Source organism: Streptomyces sp. NPDC093591 (assembly GCF_044764885.1).
Taxonomy (GTDB): domain Bacteria; phylum Actinomycetota; class Actinomycetes; order Streptomycetales; family Streptomycetaceae; genus Streptomyces.
Window position 1 is genome coordinate 204,513 of sequence record NZ_JBIWIY010000006.1, and the last position, 17,199, is coordinate 221,711.

Here is a 17,199-nt window from a genome sequence, read left to right on the forward strand (position 1 = left end):
ATGCCCCCGCCGCGCGGTATGGCGAGGGCATCCGACCGAGTTCAGCGGTGCCGACGGCGTTCTTCGGGCGTCGTGATCACTGGCGTGGCCGGAGGATGTGGAGCGAAGGACGTGGACTTCGTCCCGCTGACGGTGCTTTGCCTACGTGCTGCCTGAGCGCGCCTGTTCGGTTGAGCGGTGATGCGCCAGTTGAGGACCTCGGCGGGATGCTCGGCACTATCGAATTCCCGCCGGGTGCCGACCTCGGACAGGAGGCGCCGGGGGTTGTGCCCGGCGGTCTCGGCGCGGGCGAGGGTCGTAGTCAGGGCTGGCCATGCAGGATCGGAGAGGACGCGGTCGGCGTGGTCGGGGAGGACTGCGCGTAGATCTTGCTCGAAGCGGCTGGCGGTTGTCGCGCGCGGTGCGCGCCGCGCGAGATCCGCCAAGACTGGCTGGGCGGCCTGCTGGTAACCGGCCTGCAGGTGGCGGAAGGCTTCTTCGGCCGCTGCGGCCTGCTGCTCGTGACCGCGCTGCTCATGCCACTTGGCGGCGGCGCGTGCCAAGTGGAGGGCGGCGAAGATCAGGGCGATGGCGAGTCCGCCCGGATCGTGTGTGGCGTAGGCGAGTTCCTTGGCGGCTTCCCTCAGGGAGGTGGCGGCCTGCTGGTCGGCCCGGATCGCTGAGCGGCGGGCGCGGTTGAACGCCCTTGCCGCAGCTTGTAGTTCGGCCCGGTGCTCGCTGTTGGTGGCGAGGGCCAGGTTGTGGAGGGTGTCGCCGAAGGCATCCAGGTGGCCCTGGGCCACGGCGTCGTCGCCTGAGTCGAGCACGGCGTGGGTGTGGCGGATGGCGGTTTCGGCGCGGTGCCACGGTTCGGCTGGGTCCGCCACCTGCTGGGGGCGGTCGGTCAGCTCCTGGGTGGGGAGCCGTTCGCAGAGGCGGTTGTAGGACAGGTCGGGGGCGAGCTTTGAGCCGCCGTACCAGACCGGCTCGCCTTGGGCGGTATCGCCGGGCGCGGCCAAGCTGTAGCCGGTCACCTCGCCGGTCTCGGGGCCGATACGCGGCCTGACCTGGATGCCGAGGGAGCGCAGTACGGTGAAGTACTCGTCGATGTTGCGTACGGCGGCAGCGACCGCGTACGCCTGCTCGCGCAGCCACTCCCGTGCGGTCTCGTCCTGGCCCTGGCGCTCGGCCTTCGCGCGCTCGGCGCCGGTGGGCGTGCGCGGGGCGGTGAGGTCGCCGGACTTCAGGCGGCGCAGCCCGAACTCGGCCTCGATTTCTCGGCATTCGCGCTGGGCTCGCCAACCGTCCCGATTCGTACGGGGGCGGCGGCCGTCTGCGCGGACGGTGGTGGCCATGATGTGGATGTGGTCGTCAGCGTGCCGGACCGCGATCCATCGGCACGCCTTCTCGTCGCCGTCGGGGGCGATGCCCGTGGCGGCGACGACGCGGCGGGCGACCTCGGCCCACTCGGCGTCGGTGAGGTAGCGGTCGCCAGGCGCGGTGCGTACGGGGCAGTGCCACACATGCTGCGGCGGCTTCTCTCCACCGAGCTCCCGGGTGCGCAGGTCGACATGGTGATCTAGGCGCCGGGCGAGCTGGGTGTAGGTGGCGGTGGGGTCGCGGCCGGGGTCGGGTGCGCCGGCCATGTCCCAAGCAGCCACGATGTGGGGGTCGGTGTGCTCGTCGCGCCGCCCCTTGCCGAAGAGGTAGTTGATCAGGCCGACCGTGCTGGAGCCGGTGGAGACGTCAGGCACCATGACCGGCCCCTTCCGCCAGGAGCTGGTCCATCAGTGCGTAACTGGCCTGGGCGGCCTGCTCAATGCGGTCGAAGGCGGCCTCGGCGCGCTCGGGTATCGCGCCGGAGTGGATGGCTGCCGTGATCTGGTTGAGGTTGGTGCCGATCCGGTTCAGCGCCTTGGTGTGCGCTTCGATGGCCTCCACCAGCGGGCGGATGGGGTCGTCCTCTGGACTGCCGACCATGCTCGCCTTGCCGAGCGCGACGGCGAGGGCGGCGTCGCCGACGAAGCCGGCGAACTTCTGGCGGCGCCGTTTAGCCTCGGCGTCGATAAGGCGGACCGCGGTCGGGGTGAAGCGGATCTTCTTCTCCTGGTCGCGCTTCTCGGTAGTGCGCTTGCGGTTCATCCGCGCGGGCAGCGCGGGGGCGTCGGGCTCGGGCCACGAGGGCTGCTCAACTGCGGAGGGCGGTTGGGGATCGGCGGACGGCTCGGCGTGTGGGGTGATGGAGTCGGCGACAGGCTGCTCGGCGCTGTCGGCGGCAGACGTGGTGCGGGGCTCGTTCATCCCCTCCTCAGGCTCGGATGCCCGCTGGCGCCCGGCCCCCTCTTCCTCCGCCATCCCAAGGGCGGGGGCAAGCGCGGACGAAGCCCCTTTAGGGGCTCGTTCGCTCCAGCTTGCTGCTGTTCGTCGGCTCCGGCCGAACCATCCCCAGCGGCGGGAGGAAAGAGGGTTCGTGTCGTCCTCAGTGTGCATGGTGGTGCTCCGATGGAGAGGGGGATGGGGCTGTGTCACGTCCGTCGCATCCGTTGCATGCCTGGTCAGCACAGGTACGGACACGCAGGCAGGTACGGAGAACTCCGTCCCGGCGAGAGAATCCGTCCCCGCGCTGACCTGCGCGGGGACGGATGCGACGAAGTGATACGGACCCCGGTGGGATCAGAGAGTGCGCCTGGGTCCGGCGGGGCTACCGGGCGGGCCGACGGGCAGCGTCCCCGCCGGGGCGGTGGGCGGCTTGCCCTGGGCCATGCGGGCATGTGCAGTGCCGTGTTCGGGCTCGGGTGCCGCCTCGACGAGGTCGGGGCAATTGCGGGCCCAGGCGTCCAGGAACCGGTTCCGCATGTACGCCTTGGCCTGCGTGCCCTTGTCGAACCGGTAGTTGGCCGGGCTGATGTTGAAGTCCCGCAGCAGGTTGCTCAGGTGGTAGGCGTTCAGCCCTTTGGTGCCGTGCTCCGCCCACGGGGCCTCGGCGTCCTGGATCAGGGCGGCGACCAGATCCTGGGTGGCCAGGGCCTCGGGGTTGTCCGCCTGCGCGAAGATGCGATGGATATCGCGCAGTAGCCGCGTTTTCAGGCTGCTCTGCTCGTCCTGGGCCGCCTCGTGGCGGGTCATGGCCAGGCAGGCGGCACGGGCCTGGGCGGGCCAGTGGCCGCCGGCCAGGTCGGCGATGATGACCAGCGGCTCCCAGGTGTCCGCTGCCCGGTCCTCCACCGGCATCTGCGGCACCATGCGGGCGGCCTGCCCGCGCAGCGGGCTCAGCCAGGAGGCCAGCCGATCACGCAGCGCGTTGAGTTCGGGCACCGAATACCGGGAGCGGAAGGGGGAGACCTTCTCGCCCGGCTTGCGCTTCTGCATCCGCAGCACGATCGCCCGGTCCATGATCGTGTCTGGCAGGTCGCCGATCCCCGCGATGGCGGCCATGGCGAAGGTGGGGAACGGGGTCGGTTTGTGCTCCGGATCAGAGATTCGCCAGGCGGGCCGGTTGCGCTGATGCCCGGCATTCAGCAGGCCGCGCAGGATCTCACTGTCACCGCTCGCCTTGGGGCCGAAGATGGTGTCCGCCTCGTCCACCAGCAGGGTGGGCGGGTTCTTGCCGATGACCCGGAAGATGACCGCCGGGGAGGTGTTCACCGTCATCATTGGCTGGTGCACGGTCTCGTGAAGCACGTCCAGAACCCGGGACTTGCCGCAGCCCTTCGTCGGGCTCACCACCGCCAGACGCGGCGCGTGCTGCAGAGCCGTCTGGATGTGCGTGGCCGCCACCCACAGGGTGACCGCGGTCAGCGCCTCCTCACTGGGCAGCACCACGTACTTGCCGATCGCTGCCCGCAACTCGTCCAGCAGCGCGACCCCGTCAGCAGCTACCAGGACCCCCGCGCCTTCATGGCCTCCGGTGCCTGCCACGTCATCGACGGCCGCGATCTTGTGTTGCTCGGCCCCCTCCACGGGAGTGCCGGTCCCCGGCGACAGGTGGGAGCCGTTGTCCCGGTCCCCATTGCGGTCCCCTGGTGCAACGTCTGCGTCTTGGGGACCGGTCCCCGTTGTCACGCTGCTGGCCTGCGCCTCTCCACCGGATGTGGCTATCGGGACCGTGGTTTGCGGTGACAGGGGACCGGATGCTTCGCGGGGACGGTCCCCTGACGTCGCATCAGCGGAGTGCTGGTCCCCGCGGCGCCAGGGGATGCCCTCGCCGGGCACCGCCGTTGCAGGCCAGGCGGCGGGGGATGAGTTCGTGGAGTTGGGGGACGTAGAGTCCTCCATAGACGTTCCTCTCCGGTGAGAGGCAGGACGGGCAAGGCCCCGCCCCTCACCAGCTCGTTCGTTCAGGGATGGGCGATCGGCAGGGGAATCTCCGGCCCTCGGCGTTGGCGCGCCGAGGGCCGTTGCTGTGTCCGGGGGCGCCGACGGCTCAGGAGGCCAGACCCCACTCCTCCCGGCCGTCGATCAGAGCCCGCTCGTACCGCAGCAGCTCGGCCTCGGGGTACAGCACCCGCTTGCCGATCTTGATGCTGCGCGGTCCCTTCTCGATCTGGCGCCAGTAGCGGACGGTGCTCTCCGCTGTGCGGTAGCGCTCGGCGACCTCGGCGGTGGTCAGATATCGCATGCATTCCCAATCGACTAGGTGGCAATTCAATCTGCATAGGTTGTACTCGATGATCGCCGGTTAGCCAAATCGGGAAGCTCATGTTTCAATTGGGAAAGCAACGGTCAGGATGGAGGTTCGATGGCAGGCGACAAGGTCGACGGTGGTGAGGTGCCGCTGCTCTACAGCGAGGGCAACATCGCCGCGCGGGTGGCACTGGAGCGCGAGGTCAGGGGGTGGAGCACGATCGAGCTGGCGGATCGGGTGTCCAAGGCCGGCGTCAAGATGAACCAGACCGCGGTCTGGCGTATCGAGAACGGCACCCCACGCCGCCGTATCAACGTCGACGAAGCCCTCGCCTTTGCTCGCGTCTTCGAGCTGCCCCTCGAAGAGCTGATGTCCCCGCCGCTGGAAGGGCTGGACCTCGACAGCAGGCGGCTCGTCCAGGAAGCCGTCGAGTCCTACTACGAGACGCGCGACGCCGAAGGCCGCCTGCACCACGCCGTCGTCGGGATCGCCGAGCACATCCAGGCCCACCCCGACAGCTCACGAGCCATCCACGAACAGTGCCTTCGCCTCATGGGCGAGGAGCGCGACGCCCGCACCCTCACCGAGTACATCGAGGGCGGCGGCTACTACCGATAAGCAACCCAAGGGAGAAGCCACTTGGCCAACATCCAAAAGCGCCCCAACGGCAAATGGCGGGCCCGCTACCGCGACCTCGACGGCAAGGAGCACGCCCGCCACTTCGACCGGAAGATCGACGCCCAGCGCTGGCTCGACGAGGTCACGACCAGCATCGTCACGGGTCAGTACGTCGATCCCCGCGCCGGACGGACCACGTTCGAGAGGTACGCGAAGAAGTGGGAGGAGTCACTCATCGCCAGCGAGGCAGGCGAGCGCATCACCGACAACGCGCTCCGGCTCCACCTCGTCCCGGCGCTCGGCTCCCGCGCCATGGCGGCGATACGCCGCAACGACCTCCAAGTGCTCTTCAAGAGCCTGTCCGAGCAGCTCGGCCCAGGCAGCGTGCGCAACGTCTACGACGTCCTCGTACGCCTCATGACGGCGGCCGTGGAGGACAAGGTCATCGCGTCCAGCCCGTGCCGCAGGATCACCCTCCCGCCCATGCCGGATGAAGAGGTCATCCCGCCCACGGTCGCGCAAGTCGAGGCTATGGCCCGCGTAATGCCGCCGTACATCCGCGCGGCGATCGTCACGCTGGCCGGATCAGGCTTGCGAATAGGCGAGTTGCTCGGCCTCAAGATCTCGGACGTCGACTTCAAGGCCGGCACCATCCGCGTCGAGCGCCAGCGCCTCCAGTCCGGCAAGATCGGCCCGCCGAAGACCGCCAAGTCTCGCCGTACGGTCCCGGTCGGCGAGGTCGTCACGGACGCGCTCCTCGCGCATCTCGCCGCACGTCCGTCCAAGGAGTGGCTGTTCACGATGGAGGAGGGCGAGCCCCTCAACTACCGCCGCTGGAAGACGGAGTGGAACTGCGCTCGCAGGACGCTCCAATCAGCGGAGAACGAGGTGGCTGAGCGCGAGGGCCGCAAGCCCGTCGAGCTGCCCCACATGGTGACCCACGACCTGCGCCACTTCTACGCCTCCGCCCTCATCGCCGGCGGAGCGAGCGTCAAGCAGGTCCAGCTGGTCCTCGGCCACGCGTCCGCCGTCATCACGCTGCGGATCTACGCCCACCTGTGGCCGGGGGAAGAAGACCGCACCCGGACCGTCATGGACGCCGTTCTCGGCGGCCTGCGGACCGGGTGCGGACAGGTAGGCGATGCGACCCGCGAAACCGCAGGTCAGACGGCCTAGCCATAGATCAAGCCTTCTTGGTCTCCCAGAAGATCTTGTCGATCTGGGCGATGTAGTCCAGCGCCTTCTGCCCGGTGGCCGGGTCGGTCGAGCCCTTGGCGGCCGAGAGGGCCTTCAGGGCGTCGTTGACCAGCTGGTGCAGCTCCGGGTACTTCTCGAAGTGCGGGGGCTTGAAGTAGTCGCTCCAGAGCACCGAGACGTGGTGCTTGGCGAGCTCGGCGCGCTGCTCCTTGATGACGGTGGCACGCGCCTGGAAGTGCGGGTCGTCGTTGGCGGCCATCTTTTCCTGCACGGCCTTCACCGACTCCGCCTCGATGCGGGCCTGGGCCGGGTCGTACACACCGCAGGGCAGGTCGCAGTGTGCGCTGACCTTGACCTTGGGGGCAAACAGGCGGGAAAGCATGGAGCATTCCTTCCTCGTGATCGTCTTCTCAGGTGGGACATTACTCCCTGCAAGACGGGTTTTCGCGAGTGCCCCCATGGGCTTAGGACAAAAGTCCAGGGTCAGACTGAGACTGGTGGAGGACAGTACCGGGGAGGTGCCGGGGATGCCGGAGTTGTCGCAGGACGTCGAGCGCGGGCGGGCCGCTCAGCCCTTCGGGTGGGCCGAGGTGACGGGGCCGTCCATGGTGCCCACGCTGTACCACGGCGACCTGCTCGTCGTGTGGCACCGGGGCCGGATCAGGCCGGGGGACGTGGTGGTCCTGCGGCATCCGTTCCAGCAGGACCTGCTCGTCGTCAAGCGTGCCGCGGAGCGCCGTGAGGGCGGCTGGTGGGTGCTCGGGGACAACGCGTACGCGGGTGGGGACAGCACGGATTACGGAGTCGTGCCGGACGAGCTGATTCTGGGCAAGGTCCGCTTCCGGTACCGGCCGCGCAAGCCCGATCAGCGCTCGCCGTTCGCGCTGGCGCGTTGGGCGGTGTCGGCCGTGCGGCCCGTCTTCGCCGACCGGTCGGCCTCCAAGCGCTTGCGGGCGCGGTAGGCGGCCACGTTGGCGCGGGTCGCGCAGCGGTCCGAGCAGTAGCGCCGGGAGCGGTTGGTGGACGTGTCGAGGTAGGCGTTGCGGCACGGGGCCGCCTCGCACAGGCCCAGGCGGTCCACGCCGTACTCGGTGAGGTGGAAGGCCAGGCCCATCGCCGCGATGGCCGCGTAGCCGGCGGTCGCGTTCGACGGGTGGTCCGCCAGGTGCATGTGCCACAGGGGGCGGCCGTCGTCGTCCCGGAAGTCGTGGCCGGAGATCTGCGGGCTCACCGGGAACTCCAGCAGCAGCGAGTTCAGCAGGTTCACCGCCAGTGCCTCGTCGCCCTTGTCCGCCGCCTCGAAGACCGCCCTCAGCCGCGCACGGACCGAGCGGAAGCGGGTGACGTCGGCGTCGGTGGCCCGGCGGCCCGCCTCCTGGCTGACGCCGAACAGGTCGCGGACGGCCTCGACCGAGGTCAGCGAGTCCTTGCCCCGGGCCGGGTCCTCGCTGTTGACGAGTCGTACGGCGTAATCCGAGTAATAGGCCAGTTCCACTTGTAGTCCTTACGGAGGGCGTTCTATCGTCGTGGTGCGGTCGGGTAACAGCTGATCGTGCTTCCAGGGTATTACGTGACGTGCGCGATGGAGGGGCTCGATGACGGACACGGACATCACCACCACGGCCGGAGCCGACTGGGCCGCCTGGCAGGAGAGCTGGGACCGGCAGCAGGAGTGGTACATGCCCGACCGCGAGGAACGGTTCCGGATCATGCTCGACATGGTCGAGGCCCTCGTCGGCCCCGCCCCGCGCGTGCTCGATCTCGCGTGCGGTACGGGAAGTATCACGGCCCGGCTGCTCGCGCGGTTCCCGGACGCCGTCAGCACCGGCGTCGACCTCGACCCCGCCCTCCTCGCCATCGCCGAGGGCACCTTCGCGGACGACGAGCGGGTCTCGTTCGTGACGGCCGACCTGAAGACGCCGGACTGGCCGACGCAGCTGCCGTACGACTCGTACGACGCCGTCCTGACCGCCACGGCCCTGCACTGGCTGCACCGTGAACCCCTCGCGGCCCTCTACGGTCAGGTCGCGGAGCTCGTCCGCGACGGCGGTGTCTTCCTGAACGCGGACCACATGATCGACGACTCGACGCCCCGGATCAACGCGGCGGAGCGCGCCCTGCGCCACGCCCGCATGGATCAAGCCAAGCGAGACGGTGCCCTCGACTGGTCCGAGTGGTGGCAGCTGGCGGCCAAGGACCCGGCCCTGGCGGAGCCGACGGCCCAGCGCTTCGCGATCTACGGCGAGCATGCCGACGGCGACATGCCGTCCACCGAGTGGCACGCCCGCGTGCTGCGCGAGAAGGGGTTCGGGGAGGCGCGGCCCGTGTGGTGCTCGCCGTCGGACACTTTGCTGCTCGCCCTGAAGTAGGGCAGGCCGTCGGAGAAAGCGGAGGCGGTACGAGGACGCGGAGGCGGTGCGAGAAATTCGTACCGCCTCCGCCGCGTCCTGGAGGGAGTCCCGCCGCACTGGAAGGGGTGAGACGGTCCCTACGGGAGGGGCGGGAGAGGGGGAGGGATGACGGGGGGCGCGGAAGCGTCACTGCATGCCTTCGTCGAGGGCAGACGCACGGCATTGTTCCGCAGCGCCTATCTGCTGTGCGGCAACCCGGACGAGGCCGAGGACCTCGTCCAGACCACGCTGGTGAAGGTCGTCCTCGGCGCGCGCCGGCACCGGCGGCTGGACAACCTCGACGCGTATGCGCGCAAGACGCTGGTCAACACCTTCATCGCCGCGCGCCGGCGCTTCTGGCGACGCGAGCAGGCGTACGGCGAAGTGCCGGACGTGCCCGGGCGGTCGGTGGACAGCGACACCGGGGTCATGGTGCGGGCCGCGCTCGCGCGGCTCGGGCCCAAGCAGCGGGCGGTGCTGGTACTGCGCTACTGGGAGGACCTCAGCGTCGCCGACACCGCCGCACTGCTCGGCATGCGGGAGAGCACGGTCAAGAGCCACACGGCGAGGGGGCTCGCGGCGCTGCGGGCCGTGGTGCGGGAGGAGCACGTATGAGTCACGGCGAGGTCGACGAGGTGCCGGAGGCGACGGAGCTGCTGGGGCGGGCCCTCCAGGGTGTTCCGATGCCCTCAGGGCCCGGCTGCGACGCGGTGTTCGCGCGGGCCGCCCGGGTGCGGTGGCGTCGGCGGGGGGCGGTCGCGGCGGCGGTGGTCGCGGTGAGTCTGACGGTCGGGATCGGGGCGCTGCCGGGGAACGGCCGGGAGCCCACGGGCGTCACGGGCACACAGCCCGGGTCCAGGGCGGACCGGCTGGCGAAGCTGCTGCCGCCCGGGATCGGCGAGATCCGCCAGGTCGAGGACGTCGTGGGCGAAGGACCGTACGACGGGCTCTACGCCGTCTACAAGGACGGCGGCGTCGGGTATCTCAACGTCCAGGTCCTCCCCGGACGGCGGCAGGACTGGCCGGTGCCGGTGGGTGAGCGGTGCTCGTCGTACATCCCCGGGACGGCGGCGACCTGCGTCCCGGAAACGCTGCCGAACGGCGATCAGCGCGAGTCCACCGAGCTGGCGCGGGAGAGCCGCAGGGGCGGCAACACCTATGGTCCCAAGCGTTCCGTGCGGCTGTTCACGAAGGGCTACATCGTCATGATCACGGCCAACAGCGGTTTCGAGGGCAAGCGGGCGCTGGGCCCACGGCTCGACGCCCCGCCGCTGACGGCGGACCAGTTGCGTGACGTGGTGATGTCCCCCGAGCTGTTGCCGTAGGGGGGCGTACATGGTGAAGGGGCGGTACGAGGATCTCGTACCGCCCCTTCACCGTCGTACCGTCAGAGCACCTTGGACAGGAACGCCTGCGTCCGCTCGTGCTGCGGGTTGGTCAGGACCTCGCGTGGGTCGCCGGACTCGACGACCACGCCGCCGTCCATGAAGACCAGGCTGTCGCCGACCTCGCGGGCGAAGCCCATCTCATGGGTGACGACGACCATCGTCATGCCGGACTCGGCGAGGTCGCGCATGACGTCGAGGACGTCGCCGACCAGCTCCGGGTCGAGGGCCGAGGTCGGCTCGTCGAAAAGCATCAGCTTCGGGTCCATCGCCAGCGCGCGGGCGATCGCCACGCGCTGCTGCTGGCCACCGGAGAGCTGCGAGGGGTAGTTGCCGGCCTTGTCGGCCAGGCCGACGCGGTCGAGCAGCTCCCGTGCGCGCTCCCTGGCCTCGGTCCTGCTCGTGCCCTTGACCTGGACCGGCGCCTCCATGACGTTCTCGACGGCCGTCATGTGCGGGAACAGGTTGAACCGCTGGAACACCATGCCGATGTCCCGGCGCTGCTGCGCGACCTCGCTGTCCTTGAGCTCGTACAGCTTGTCGCCCTTCTGGCGGTAGCCGACCAGCTCACCGTCGACGTACAGCCGACCCGCGTTGATCTTCTCCAGGTGGTTGATGCACCTGAGGAACGTCGACTTGCCGGAGCCGGACGGGCCGATGAGGCAGAACACCTCGCCGGTCTGCACCTCCAGGTCGATGCCCTGGAGGACCTGTACGGGACCGAAGGACTTGTGGACGCCCTCGGCCTTCACCATGGCCGTCATACCGAACTGCCCCTTTCGCGGCTGAAGGCCATCATGTTGACCTTGATCTTCTGCCACGGCGTCGGCGGCAGGTTCCGGGTCGAGCCGCGGGCGTAACGGCGCTCCAGGTAGTACTGGAAGACGCTGAACACGCTGGTCATGACCAGGTACCAGATGCACGCCACGAACAGCATCTCCATCACGGCGTACGACGTGGAGCCGATCGTGGAGGTGGCGCGCAGCAGTTCGTTGTACGTCACCGCGTACACCAGCGACGAGGTCTTCAGCATGTTGATGAACTCGTTGCCGGTCGGCGGCACGATCACTCGCATCGCTTGCGGGATCACGATGCGGCGCAGCGTCTTCGCGTGGCTCATGCCGAGTGCGTGCGACGCCTCGGTCTGGCCCTCGTCGACGGCCATCAGACCGGCGCGGCAGATCTCCGCCATGTACGCCGCCTCGTTCAGGCCCAGGCCCAGCAGGGCGGCCATGAACGGGGTCATGACGTCGACCATCTCGTCCTTGTAGATGGGACCGAGATTCAGTACGGGGAAGATCAGCGCCAGGTTGAACCAGAGGAGGAGCTGGACGTAGACCGGCGTGCCGCGGAAGAACCAGATGTAGACCCAGGCCACCCAGCTCGTCACCGGGTTCTTGGACAGGCGCATCACGGCCAGGATCACGCCCAGGACCACGCCCATGAGCATCGCGAGGACGCTGATCAGCAGGGTGCGGCCGGCACCCGCGAGGACCGTGGAGTCAAAGACGTAGTCGCCGACGGCGTTCCACTGGATCTTCTCGGCGGTGGCGAACGCGTTGACGAGCAGGGCCACCAGGGCCAGCACCACGACACCGCTGACCCAGCGGCCGTAGTGCCGTACCGGAATGGCCTTGATCGCCTCGGGCGGGAGGGCCCCGCCGTCCTTGGAGACGGCGGCCGACGGGTCCGCGTCGGCCGGCTCCTTGTCGAACTTGTCAGTCACTGTGACTGCCCTTCAGTCTTGCTCGGGACGGTCACTTGCCGCCGTTGATCGCGGCCTTGTCGATGGCGCCGGTCTCGGCGCCCCACTTCTCGAGGATCTTCTTGTACGTGCCGTCCTCGATGATCGCGTTGACGGCCTCTTCGAGTGCCGCGGTGAGCTCCTTGTTGTCCTTGTTCACCGCGATGCCGAACGGGCCGGCGTCGACCTGCTCGCCGACGACCTCGAAGGCGTTGCCGCCGTCGGCCTTGCGGGCCAGGTCGATCGCGACCGGGTAGTCGTTGACGCCGGCGACCGCGCCGCCCGACTTCACACGGGTCTGGGCCTCGGTGTCGTTCTCGAACGACTCGATGTTGATCTTCTTCTTGCCGCCGTCCGTGCACTTCTTGGACTGGTCCTGCAGCGCCTTCTCGTACGTCGTGCCGCGCTGCACGGCAGCCGTCTGGCCGCAGAGGTCCTCGATCGAGTTGATCTTCTTCGGGTTGCCCTTCTGGACGTACACGGCGGTGCCGGCCGTGAAGTAGTCGACGAAGTCGACACCCGGGCCGAGCTTCTTGCCCTTGTCGTCCAAGCCCTCCTGGCGCGCCTTGGTGTCCGTGATGGAGGACATGGCGACGTCGTAGCGGCCGGAGTTCAGGGCGGTGATCAGGCCGTCGAAGGAGCCGGAGGTGAACTGGAACTCCACGCCGAGCTTCTTGCCGAGCGCGGCGGCGATGTCGGGGTCGACGCCGACGATCTTGCCGCCCTCCTGGTACTCCATCGGGGCGTACTCGGCGTTCGTACCGGCCTTGATGACGCCCGCGTCCTGGATCTTCTTGGGCAGCTTGTCGAAGAGCGGGGCGGTGTTCGCCTTGCCCGTCTCGTTGGTGCCCTCGCTGCCGCCGTCGTTCGTCTGGTCACCGCAGCCGGTGAGAATCAGTGCGCCTGCGACCGCGATCGAGCCGACCGCTGCCAGCCGGGAGCGTGCGGCGGTCGTACGACGGGTGGAGCGTGCGGTCATGGTGGGTTCCTCCGGCGGATGGGTGGAGTTGCCGATGGGGCGTACAGCTGCCGATGGGTTCGGCACTGCGATGGTCGACGAGAACACACGTCTTCGAGTGTCGCGACCTCGTGTGATTACGGCATCTTGCCATTCGGTCCGATCCATTCAGGACGCCCGCCATGTCAAAATCGGATAACGGGTGACCCCCGAACCGCCTCAGGTCGGTACATCCTGACCGCACCTTCTACGGGGATCTGCCCTTCCAGCCGGAGGATCTTCGGCGTATCTCGGGATATGGATCAGTGCGGTGTGGGGTTTGCGGGAGTTCGCAGCCTTTGGGGCCTACGGCATCGATTGTCCGCTTATTTCGCCATGAATCGCACCGCTGTCGTTGCCGGGCCGTGTTCGATCCGTGTCATCGGCACACGTGTTTCCCTTCACGTCATGTGACCTTGCACGTATTGGGCTCGTCGTCGACGCCGTCCGTCCGGTAAGAAGGTTCTTTACACCCCTCATCCGGGGCTCAGGGCGCGTGTGCGGCGCGCCCGTCGCGTATGACCCGTACGCATCAACAGATCGGGGCATGCGCGGTCCCGCCCACCCCTCACCAGGAGTGGCCACCCTCAACCAATGAAGATCTAAGGGGTAAGACAAAGTGGCAGCGGAGATCGTCAATCCTCGCAGCGACAGCAATACGGATCAGGACGGCGGGGCCGAGCCCCTCGATTCCTTCGATCCGGCGTTCGCGCTGCACCGCGGCGGCAAGATGGCTGTGCAGGCCACCGTGCCGGTCCGTGACAAGGACGACCTGTCCCTCGCATACACACCCGGCGTCGCGCGCGTGTGCACCGCGATCGCCGAGCAGCCGGAGCTCGTCCACGACTACACGTGGAAGTCGTCCGTCGTGGCCGTGGTCACCGACGGCACGGCCGTGCTCGGGCTCGGGGACATCGGCCCGGAGGCCTCCCTTCCGGTGATGGAAGGCAAGGCGATTCTGTTCAAGCAGTTCGGCGGCGTGGACGCGGTCCCGATCGCGCTCGACTGCACGGACGTGGACGAGATCGTCGAGACGGTGGTGCGCCTCGCGCCGTCGTTCGGCGGTGTCAATCTGGAGGACATCTCGGCACCGCGGTGCTTCGAGATCGAGCGAAAGCTCCAGGAGCGGGTCGACATCCCGGTCTTCCACGACGACCAGCACGGTACGGCGGTCGTGACGCTGGCGGCCCTGCGGAACGCCGCGCGGCTGAGCGGGCGGTCCATCGGGGACCTGCGGGCCGTCATCTCCGGCGCGGGCGCGGCCGGTGTCGCCATCGCCAAGATGCTGGTCGAGGCCGGCATCGGCGACGTGGCCGTCGCGGACCGCAAGGGCGTCGTCTCGGCCGACCGGGACGATCTGACGCCGGTCAAGCGGGAACTCGCCGGCTTCACCAACAAGGCCGGCATCACCGGGTCGCTGGAGGCGGCCCTGGAGGGTGCGGACGTCTTCATCGGCGTCTCCGGCGGTACGGTCGCGGAGGCGGCGGTGGCCTCCATGGCCGAGGGCGCCTTCGTCTTCGCCATGGCCAACCCGAACCCCGAGGTGCACCCCGAGGTCGCGCACAAGTACGCGGCGGTCGTGGCGACCGGGCGGTCCGACTTCCCGAACCAGATCAACAACGTCCTCGCGTTCCCGGGCATCTTCGCCGGCGCGCTGCAGGTGCGTGCCTCTCGGATCACCGAGGGGATGAAGATCGCGGCGGCGGAGGCGTTGGCGGGGGTGGTGGGGGACGACCTCGCCGCGGACTACGTCATCCCGTCGCCCTTCGACGAGCGGGTCGCTCCGGCGGTCACGGCGGCGGTCGCCGCCGCGGCGCGGGCGGAGGGTGTCGCCCGGCGCTGACGTGAGTGTCGGTTGAGTGGCCCCGTCCGGTGGTTGGGCGGGGCCACTTCTTTGGGTGGGTTGGGCTGTTTGGGTGTGCCGTCGGCGGGGTGCCGGGTGCGATGCCCGTGGCGGCCCGTGCGGGTGGGGTGGGGGTGCGCGTAGCTCCTGCGGGGCTTCGAGCTGTTATGCCCGCCCCTTGCGGGCAGTCGTGCCGCTGGGGCGGCACGGGTGGGCGCAGCGGCACCCCGTAAGCGCCGGGCTGCGCGACCCACCCCTGGCTCAGCCCTCTCGCCGGGCAAGCCGCAAGCCGACGGTCCACGCCGAGCGCCGCGTCAAGCGGGCGTGTCTCACAGGGCGCTGCGGTTCCGTCGGTCGGCGTGGGCACCTATCGTCAAGGTCATGTTCGCTGTCTACGCCGCCCGAATCGACCGCGACGAGCCGCTCGCGGGGCTGGAGTTGGGGGAGCGTCCGGCCCCCGAGGCCCGCCCCGGCTGGAGCACCGTCGACGTCAAGGCCGCCTCCCTCAACCATCACGACCTCTGGTCACTGCGGGGCGTGGGCCTCGCGGAGGACAAGTTGCCGATGATCCTCGGCTGTGACGCCGCCGGTGTCGACGCGGACGGCAACGAGGTCGTCCTGCACTCCGTGATCGGACAGAGCGGGCACGGGGTGGGGCCCAAGGAGCCCCGTTCCATCCTCACCGAGCGGTACCAGGGCACGTTCGCGGAGCAGGTCGCCGTGCCGACCTGGAACATCCTGCCCAAGCCCAAGGAGCTCTCCTTCGCGGAGGCCGCCTGTCTGCCGACCGCCTGGCTGACGGCCTATCGGATGCTGTTCACCAACGCGGGGGTGCGCCCCGGGGACTCCGTGCTCGTACAGGGGGCCGGGGGCGGGGTCGCCACCGCTGCCATCGCGCTCGGGAAGGCCGCGGGGCTGCGGGTCTTCGCCACCAGCCGGGACGAGGCCAAGCGCAAGCGTGCCCTGGAGTTGGGGGCCGTGGAGGCCGTGGATTCGGGGGCTCGGCTGCCGCAGCGGGTGGACGCGGTGATCGAGACGGTGGGTGCCGCCACCTGGTCGCACTCCGTGAAGTCGCTGAAGCCGGGCGGCACGCTGGTCATTTCCGGTGCCACCAGTGGTGACCGGCCCTCGCACGCCGAGCTCACGCGGATCTTCTTCCTGGAGTTGAAGGTCGTCGGGTCCACCATGGGAACCAAGGACGAGCTCGAGGATCTGCTCTCCTTCTGTGCCGCCACCGGTGTGCGCCCCGTCATCGACGAGATGCTTCCCATGGACCGCGCCCGTGAGGGCTTCGAGCGGATGGAGTCCGGGGAGCTGTTCGGGAAGATCGTGCTCACCAACTGACGGTTCTCGCCACGGCGCTTGCGGCGGGTTCGGGGCTTTGCCTCGGGCCCGCCGTTCGTTTGTCAACTGGGGTTGACAGGGGCCGGTATGTCAACTTACGTTGACATCATGACCGAAGCAACAGATCTCGCCGAGCGGGCGGGTGATCGCGATCCGCGGGTCGGGCTGCGGGCCGTTGCCGCGCTGCGCCGGCTGCTGGAGCAGCTGGAGGCGGTGCAGGTGCGCAGTGCGCGCAATCAGGGGTGGTCGTGGCAGGAGATCGCCGCGGAACTCGGGGTCAGCAGGCAGGCCGTGCACAAGAAGTACGGGAGGCGTTGATGTTCGAGCGGTTCACGAAGGACGCCCGCGCGGTGGTGACGGGCGCGGTCGAGCAGGCCGAGACAGGTGGGGCGCAGACCGTCGATGCCGAGCACCTGCTGCTCGCGGTGCTCGATCGGGAGGGGAGCCGGGCCTCGTTCGCGCTCGCCGCGCTCGGGGGCGGCCAGTGGCTGGAGTCCGTACGGCAGGCCTTGGGTGAGGCCCGGCGGCGTGGCGGGTTGTCGCAGGCCGAGGCCGACGCGCTGGCCGGGCTGGGGATCGATGTGGGGGAGATCGTCGCCCGGGTGGAGGAAGCGCACGGAGTGGGGGCGTTGGCCGGGGATGTGAAGGACAAGGGCTGGTGGTCGGGGCGGCGGTCGTTCAGCCGGGGTGCCAAGGACGTGCTGGAGCGGGCGCTGCGTGTGGCCGTCGCCCGTCGGGACCGGCACATCGGTGATGAGCACATCCTGCTGGCTCTGACCAGTCGCCCAGGCGTGCCCGCCGAGGTCCTCGCCGATCACGGGGTGACGTACGAGTCCGTGACGAGGGTGCTGTACGGCGAGGGAGAGGCCAAGGCCGGCTGAGGAGTGGCGCGCGCACGGTGGGTGCCCCGCCCTCGGGGCTGGGGGCGCCGTCCTCGTGGCGGCCCCACGGCCCCGGAGTACCGCCTCTCGGGCTGGACGCGTCGCAGGTCCGGTCGGGTGGGTCGGCTCCCGGCTGCCCTCGGCGACCCGACGGCAGGGGGCGCCGGCCCGCGCGGCCGGCGGTGCCGGCCCAGAAC

Annotated in this window: 19 protein-coding genes; 10 read left to right on the forward strand and 9 right to left on the reverse strand. The window is 69.4% G+C overall.

All coding sequences use genetic code 11. The features are described from left to right. Window positions 1-41 precede the first annotated feature (41 nt). The 4 genes from ACIREI_RS15160 to ACIREI_RS15175 all read right to left on the reverse strand — a co-directional run bounded on the left by ACIREI_RS15160 (window position 42) and on the right by ACIREI_RS15175 (window position 4,597). Complete coding sequence (locus tag ACIREI_RS15160) at window positions 42-1,736, reverse strand: relaxase/mobilization nuclease domain-containing protein (RefSeq protein WP_403332493.1); 1,695 nt, start codon at window positions 1,734-1,736, stop codon at window positions 42-44. Next, the gene (locus tag ACIREI_RS15165) at window positions 1,726-2,334 is read right to left on the reverse strand and encodes a hypothetical protein (RefSeq protein WP_403332496.1); all 609 of its coding nucleotides are present in this window, start codon (window positions 2,332-2,334) and stop codon (window positions 1,726-1,728) included. The genes ACIREI_RS15160 and ACIREI_RS15165 overlap by 11 nt, the downstream gene beginning before the upstream one ends. A 318-nt stretch (window positions 2,335-2,652) precedes the next feature. Continuing rightward, complete coding sequence (locus ACIREI_RS15170; protein WP_403332947.1) at window positions 2,653-3,825, reverse strand: DUF3631 domain-containing protein; 1,173 nt, start codon at window positions 3,823-3,825, stop codon at window positions 2,653-2,655. A gap of 577 nt (window positions 3,826-4,402) precedes the next feature. Then, window positions 4,403-4,597, reverse strand: a complete 195-nt coding sequence (locus tag ACIREI_RS15175) for an AlpA family transcriptional regulator (RefSeq protein ID WP_102912061.1) — start codon at window positions 4,595-4,597, stop codon at window positions 4,403-4,405. A 120-nt stretch (window positions 4,598-4,717) separates the two neighbouring features. Here ACIREI_RS15175 and ACIREI_RS15180 point away from each other — a divergent pair, with 120 nt between their 5' ends. Together ACIREI_RS15180 and ACIREI_RS15185 are read left to right on the forward strand one after the other, a co-directional pair. After that, window positions 4,718-5,221, forward strand: a complete 504-nt coding sequence (locus tag ACIREI_RS15180) for a helix-turn-helix domain-containing protein (protein WP_403332499.1) — start codon at window positions 4,718-4,720, stop codon at window positions 5,219-5,221. A 21-nt stretch (window positions 5,222-5,242) separates the two neighbouring features. After that, a complete protein-coding gene (locus ACIREI_RS15185) occupies window positions 5,243-6,397 on the forward strand; it encodes a tyrosine-type recombinase/integrase (protein WP_403332501.1) in 1,155 nt (384 codons plus the stop codon). Between the two features lie 7 nt (window positions 6,398-6,404). Here the strand turns inward: ACIREI_RS15185 and sodN are convergent, their stop codons facing one another. After that, window positions 6,405-6,800 carry a superoxide dismutase, Ni gene (sodN, locus tag ACIREI_RS15190; RefSeq protein ID WP_007491258.1) on the reverse strand — a complete coding sequence of 132 codons (396 nt, stop codon included), beginning with the start codon at window positions 6,798-6,800 and terminating at the stop codon, window positions 6,405-6,407. 145 nt (window positions 6,801-6,945) lie between these two features. Between sodN and sodX the strand changes: the two genes are divergently transcribed. Beyond that, entirely contained in the window at window positions 6,946-7,380 is a 435-nt protein-coding gene (gene sodX / locus ACIREI_RS15195; protein ID WP_403332950.1) for a nickel-type superoxide dismutase maturation protease, read from the forward strand. Here sodX and ACIREI_RS15200 read toward each other — a convergent pair. Next, the gene (locus tag ACIREI_RS15200; RefSeq protein WP_274243280.1) at window positions 7,284-7,913 is read right to left on the reverse strand and encodes a CGNR zinc finger domain-containing protein; all 630 of its coding nucleotides are present in this window, start codon (window positions 7,911-7,913) and stop codon (window positions 7,284-7,286) included. The two genes, sodX and ACIREI_RS15200, sit on opposite strands and share 97 nt — an antisense overlap. A gap of 100 nt (window positions 7,914-8,013) precedes the next feature. Between ACIREI_RS15200 and ACIREI_RS15205 the strand changes: the two genes are divergently transcribed. The 3 genes from ACIREI_RS15205 (at window position 8,014) to ACIREI_RS15215 (ending at window position 10,133) form a co-directional block, all read left to right on the forward strand. Then, entirely contained in the window at window positions 8,014-8,787 is a 774-nt protein-coding gene (locus tag ACIREI_RS15205; protein ID WP_403332505.1) for a class I SAM-dependent methyltransferase, read from the forward strand. Between the two features lie 147 nt (window positions 8,788-8,934). Further along, window positions 8,935-9,423, forward strand: a complete 489-nt coding sequence (locus ACIREI_RS15210) for a SigE family RNA polymerase sigma factor (protein ID WP_403332508.1) — start codon at window positions 8,935-8,937, stop codon at window positions 9,421-9,423. Beyond that, complete coding sequence (locus ACIREI_RS15215) at window positions 9,420-10,133, forward strand: hypothetical protein (RefSeq protein ID WP_403332511.1); 714 nt, start codon at window positions 9,420-9,422, stop codon at window positions 10,131-10,133. The genes ACIREI_RS15210 and ACIREI_RS15215 overlap by 4 nt, the downstream gene beginning before the upstream one ends. A 62-nt stretch (window positions 10,134-10,195) precedes the next feature. On the opposite strand, the gene ACIREI_RS15220 is transcribed toward ACIREI_RS15215, so the two are convergent. From ACIREI_RS15220 to ACIREI_RS15230, 3 genes are read right to left on the reverse strand one after another with little or no spacing between them, the layout of a single operon-like run. Next, complete coding sequence (locus tag ACIREI_RS15220) at window positions 10,196-10,957, reverse strand: amino acid ABC transporter ATP-binding protein (protein ID WP_403332514.1); 762 nt, start codon at window positions 10,955-10,957, stop codon at window positions 10,196-10,198. Then, window positions 10,954-11,919 (reverse strand): amino acid ABC transporter permease, encoded by a 966-nt coding sequence (locus tag ACIREI_RS15225; RefSeq protein WP_403332517.1) that lies wholly within the window; start codon window positions 11,917-11,919, stop codon window positions 10,954-10,956. Before ACIREI_RS15225 ends, ACIREI_RS15220 begins: the two co-directional genes overlap by 4 nt. Window positions 11,920-11,950: 31 nt before the next feature. After that, window positions 11,951-12,916: an ABC transporter substrate-binding protein gene (locus tag ACIREI_RS15230; RefSeq protein ID WP_403332519.1), complete on the reverse strand. Its 966-nt coding sequence runs from the start codon at window positions 12,914-12,916 to the stop codon at window positions 11,951-11,953. A gap of 637 nt (window positions 12,917-13,553) precedes the next feature. Here ACIREI_RS15230 and ACIREI_RS15235 point away from each other — a divergent pair. The 4 genes from ACIREI_RS15235 (at window position 13,554) to ACIREI_RS15250 (ending at window position 17,002) form a co-directional block, all read left to right on the forward strand. Continuing rightward, window positions 13,554-14,777, forward strand: coding sequence for an NADP-dependent malic enzyme (locus ACIREI_RS15235; protein ID WP_403332522.1), 1,224 nt, complete (start codon window positions 13,554-13,556; stop codon window positions 14,775-14,777). A 381-nt stretch (window positions 14,778-15,158) separates the two neighbouring features. After that, entirely contained in the window at window positions 15,159-16,121 is a 963-nt protein-coding gene (locus ACIREI_RS15240) for a zinc-binding dehydrogenase (RefSeq protein ID WP_403332524.1), read from the forward strand. Window positions 16,122-16,229: 108 nt separating this feature from the next. Beyond that, window positions 16,230-16,439, forward strand: a complete 210-nt coding sequence (locus ACIREI_RS15245) for a helix-turn-helix domain-containing protein (RefSeq protein ID WP_003997975.1) — start codon at window positions 16,230-16,232, stop codon at window positions 16,437-16,439. Beyond that, window positions 16,439-17,002, forward strand: coding sequence for a Clp protease N-terminal domain-containing protein (locus tag ACIREI_RS15250; RefSeq protein WP_403332528.1), 564 nt, complete (start codon window positions 16,439-16,441; stop codon window positions 17,000-17,002). The genes ACIREI_RS15245 and ACIREI_RS15250 overlap by 1 nt, the downstream gene beginning before the upstream one ends. The last annotated feature ends 197 nt before the right edge of the window (window positions 17,003-17,199 follow it).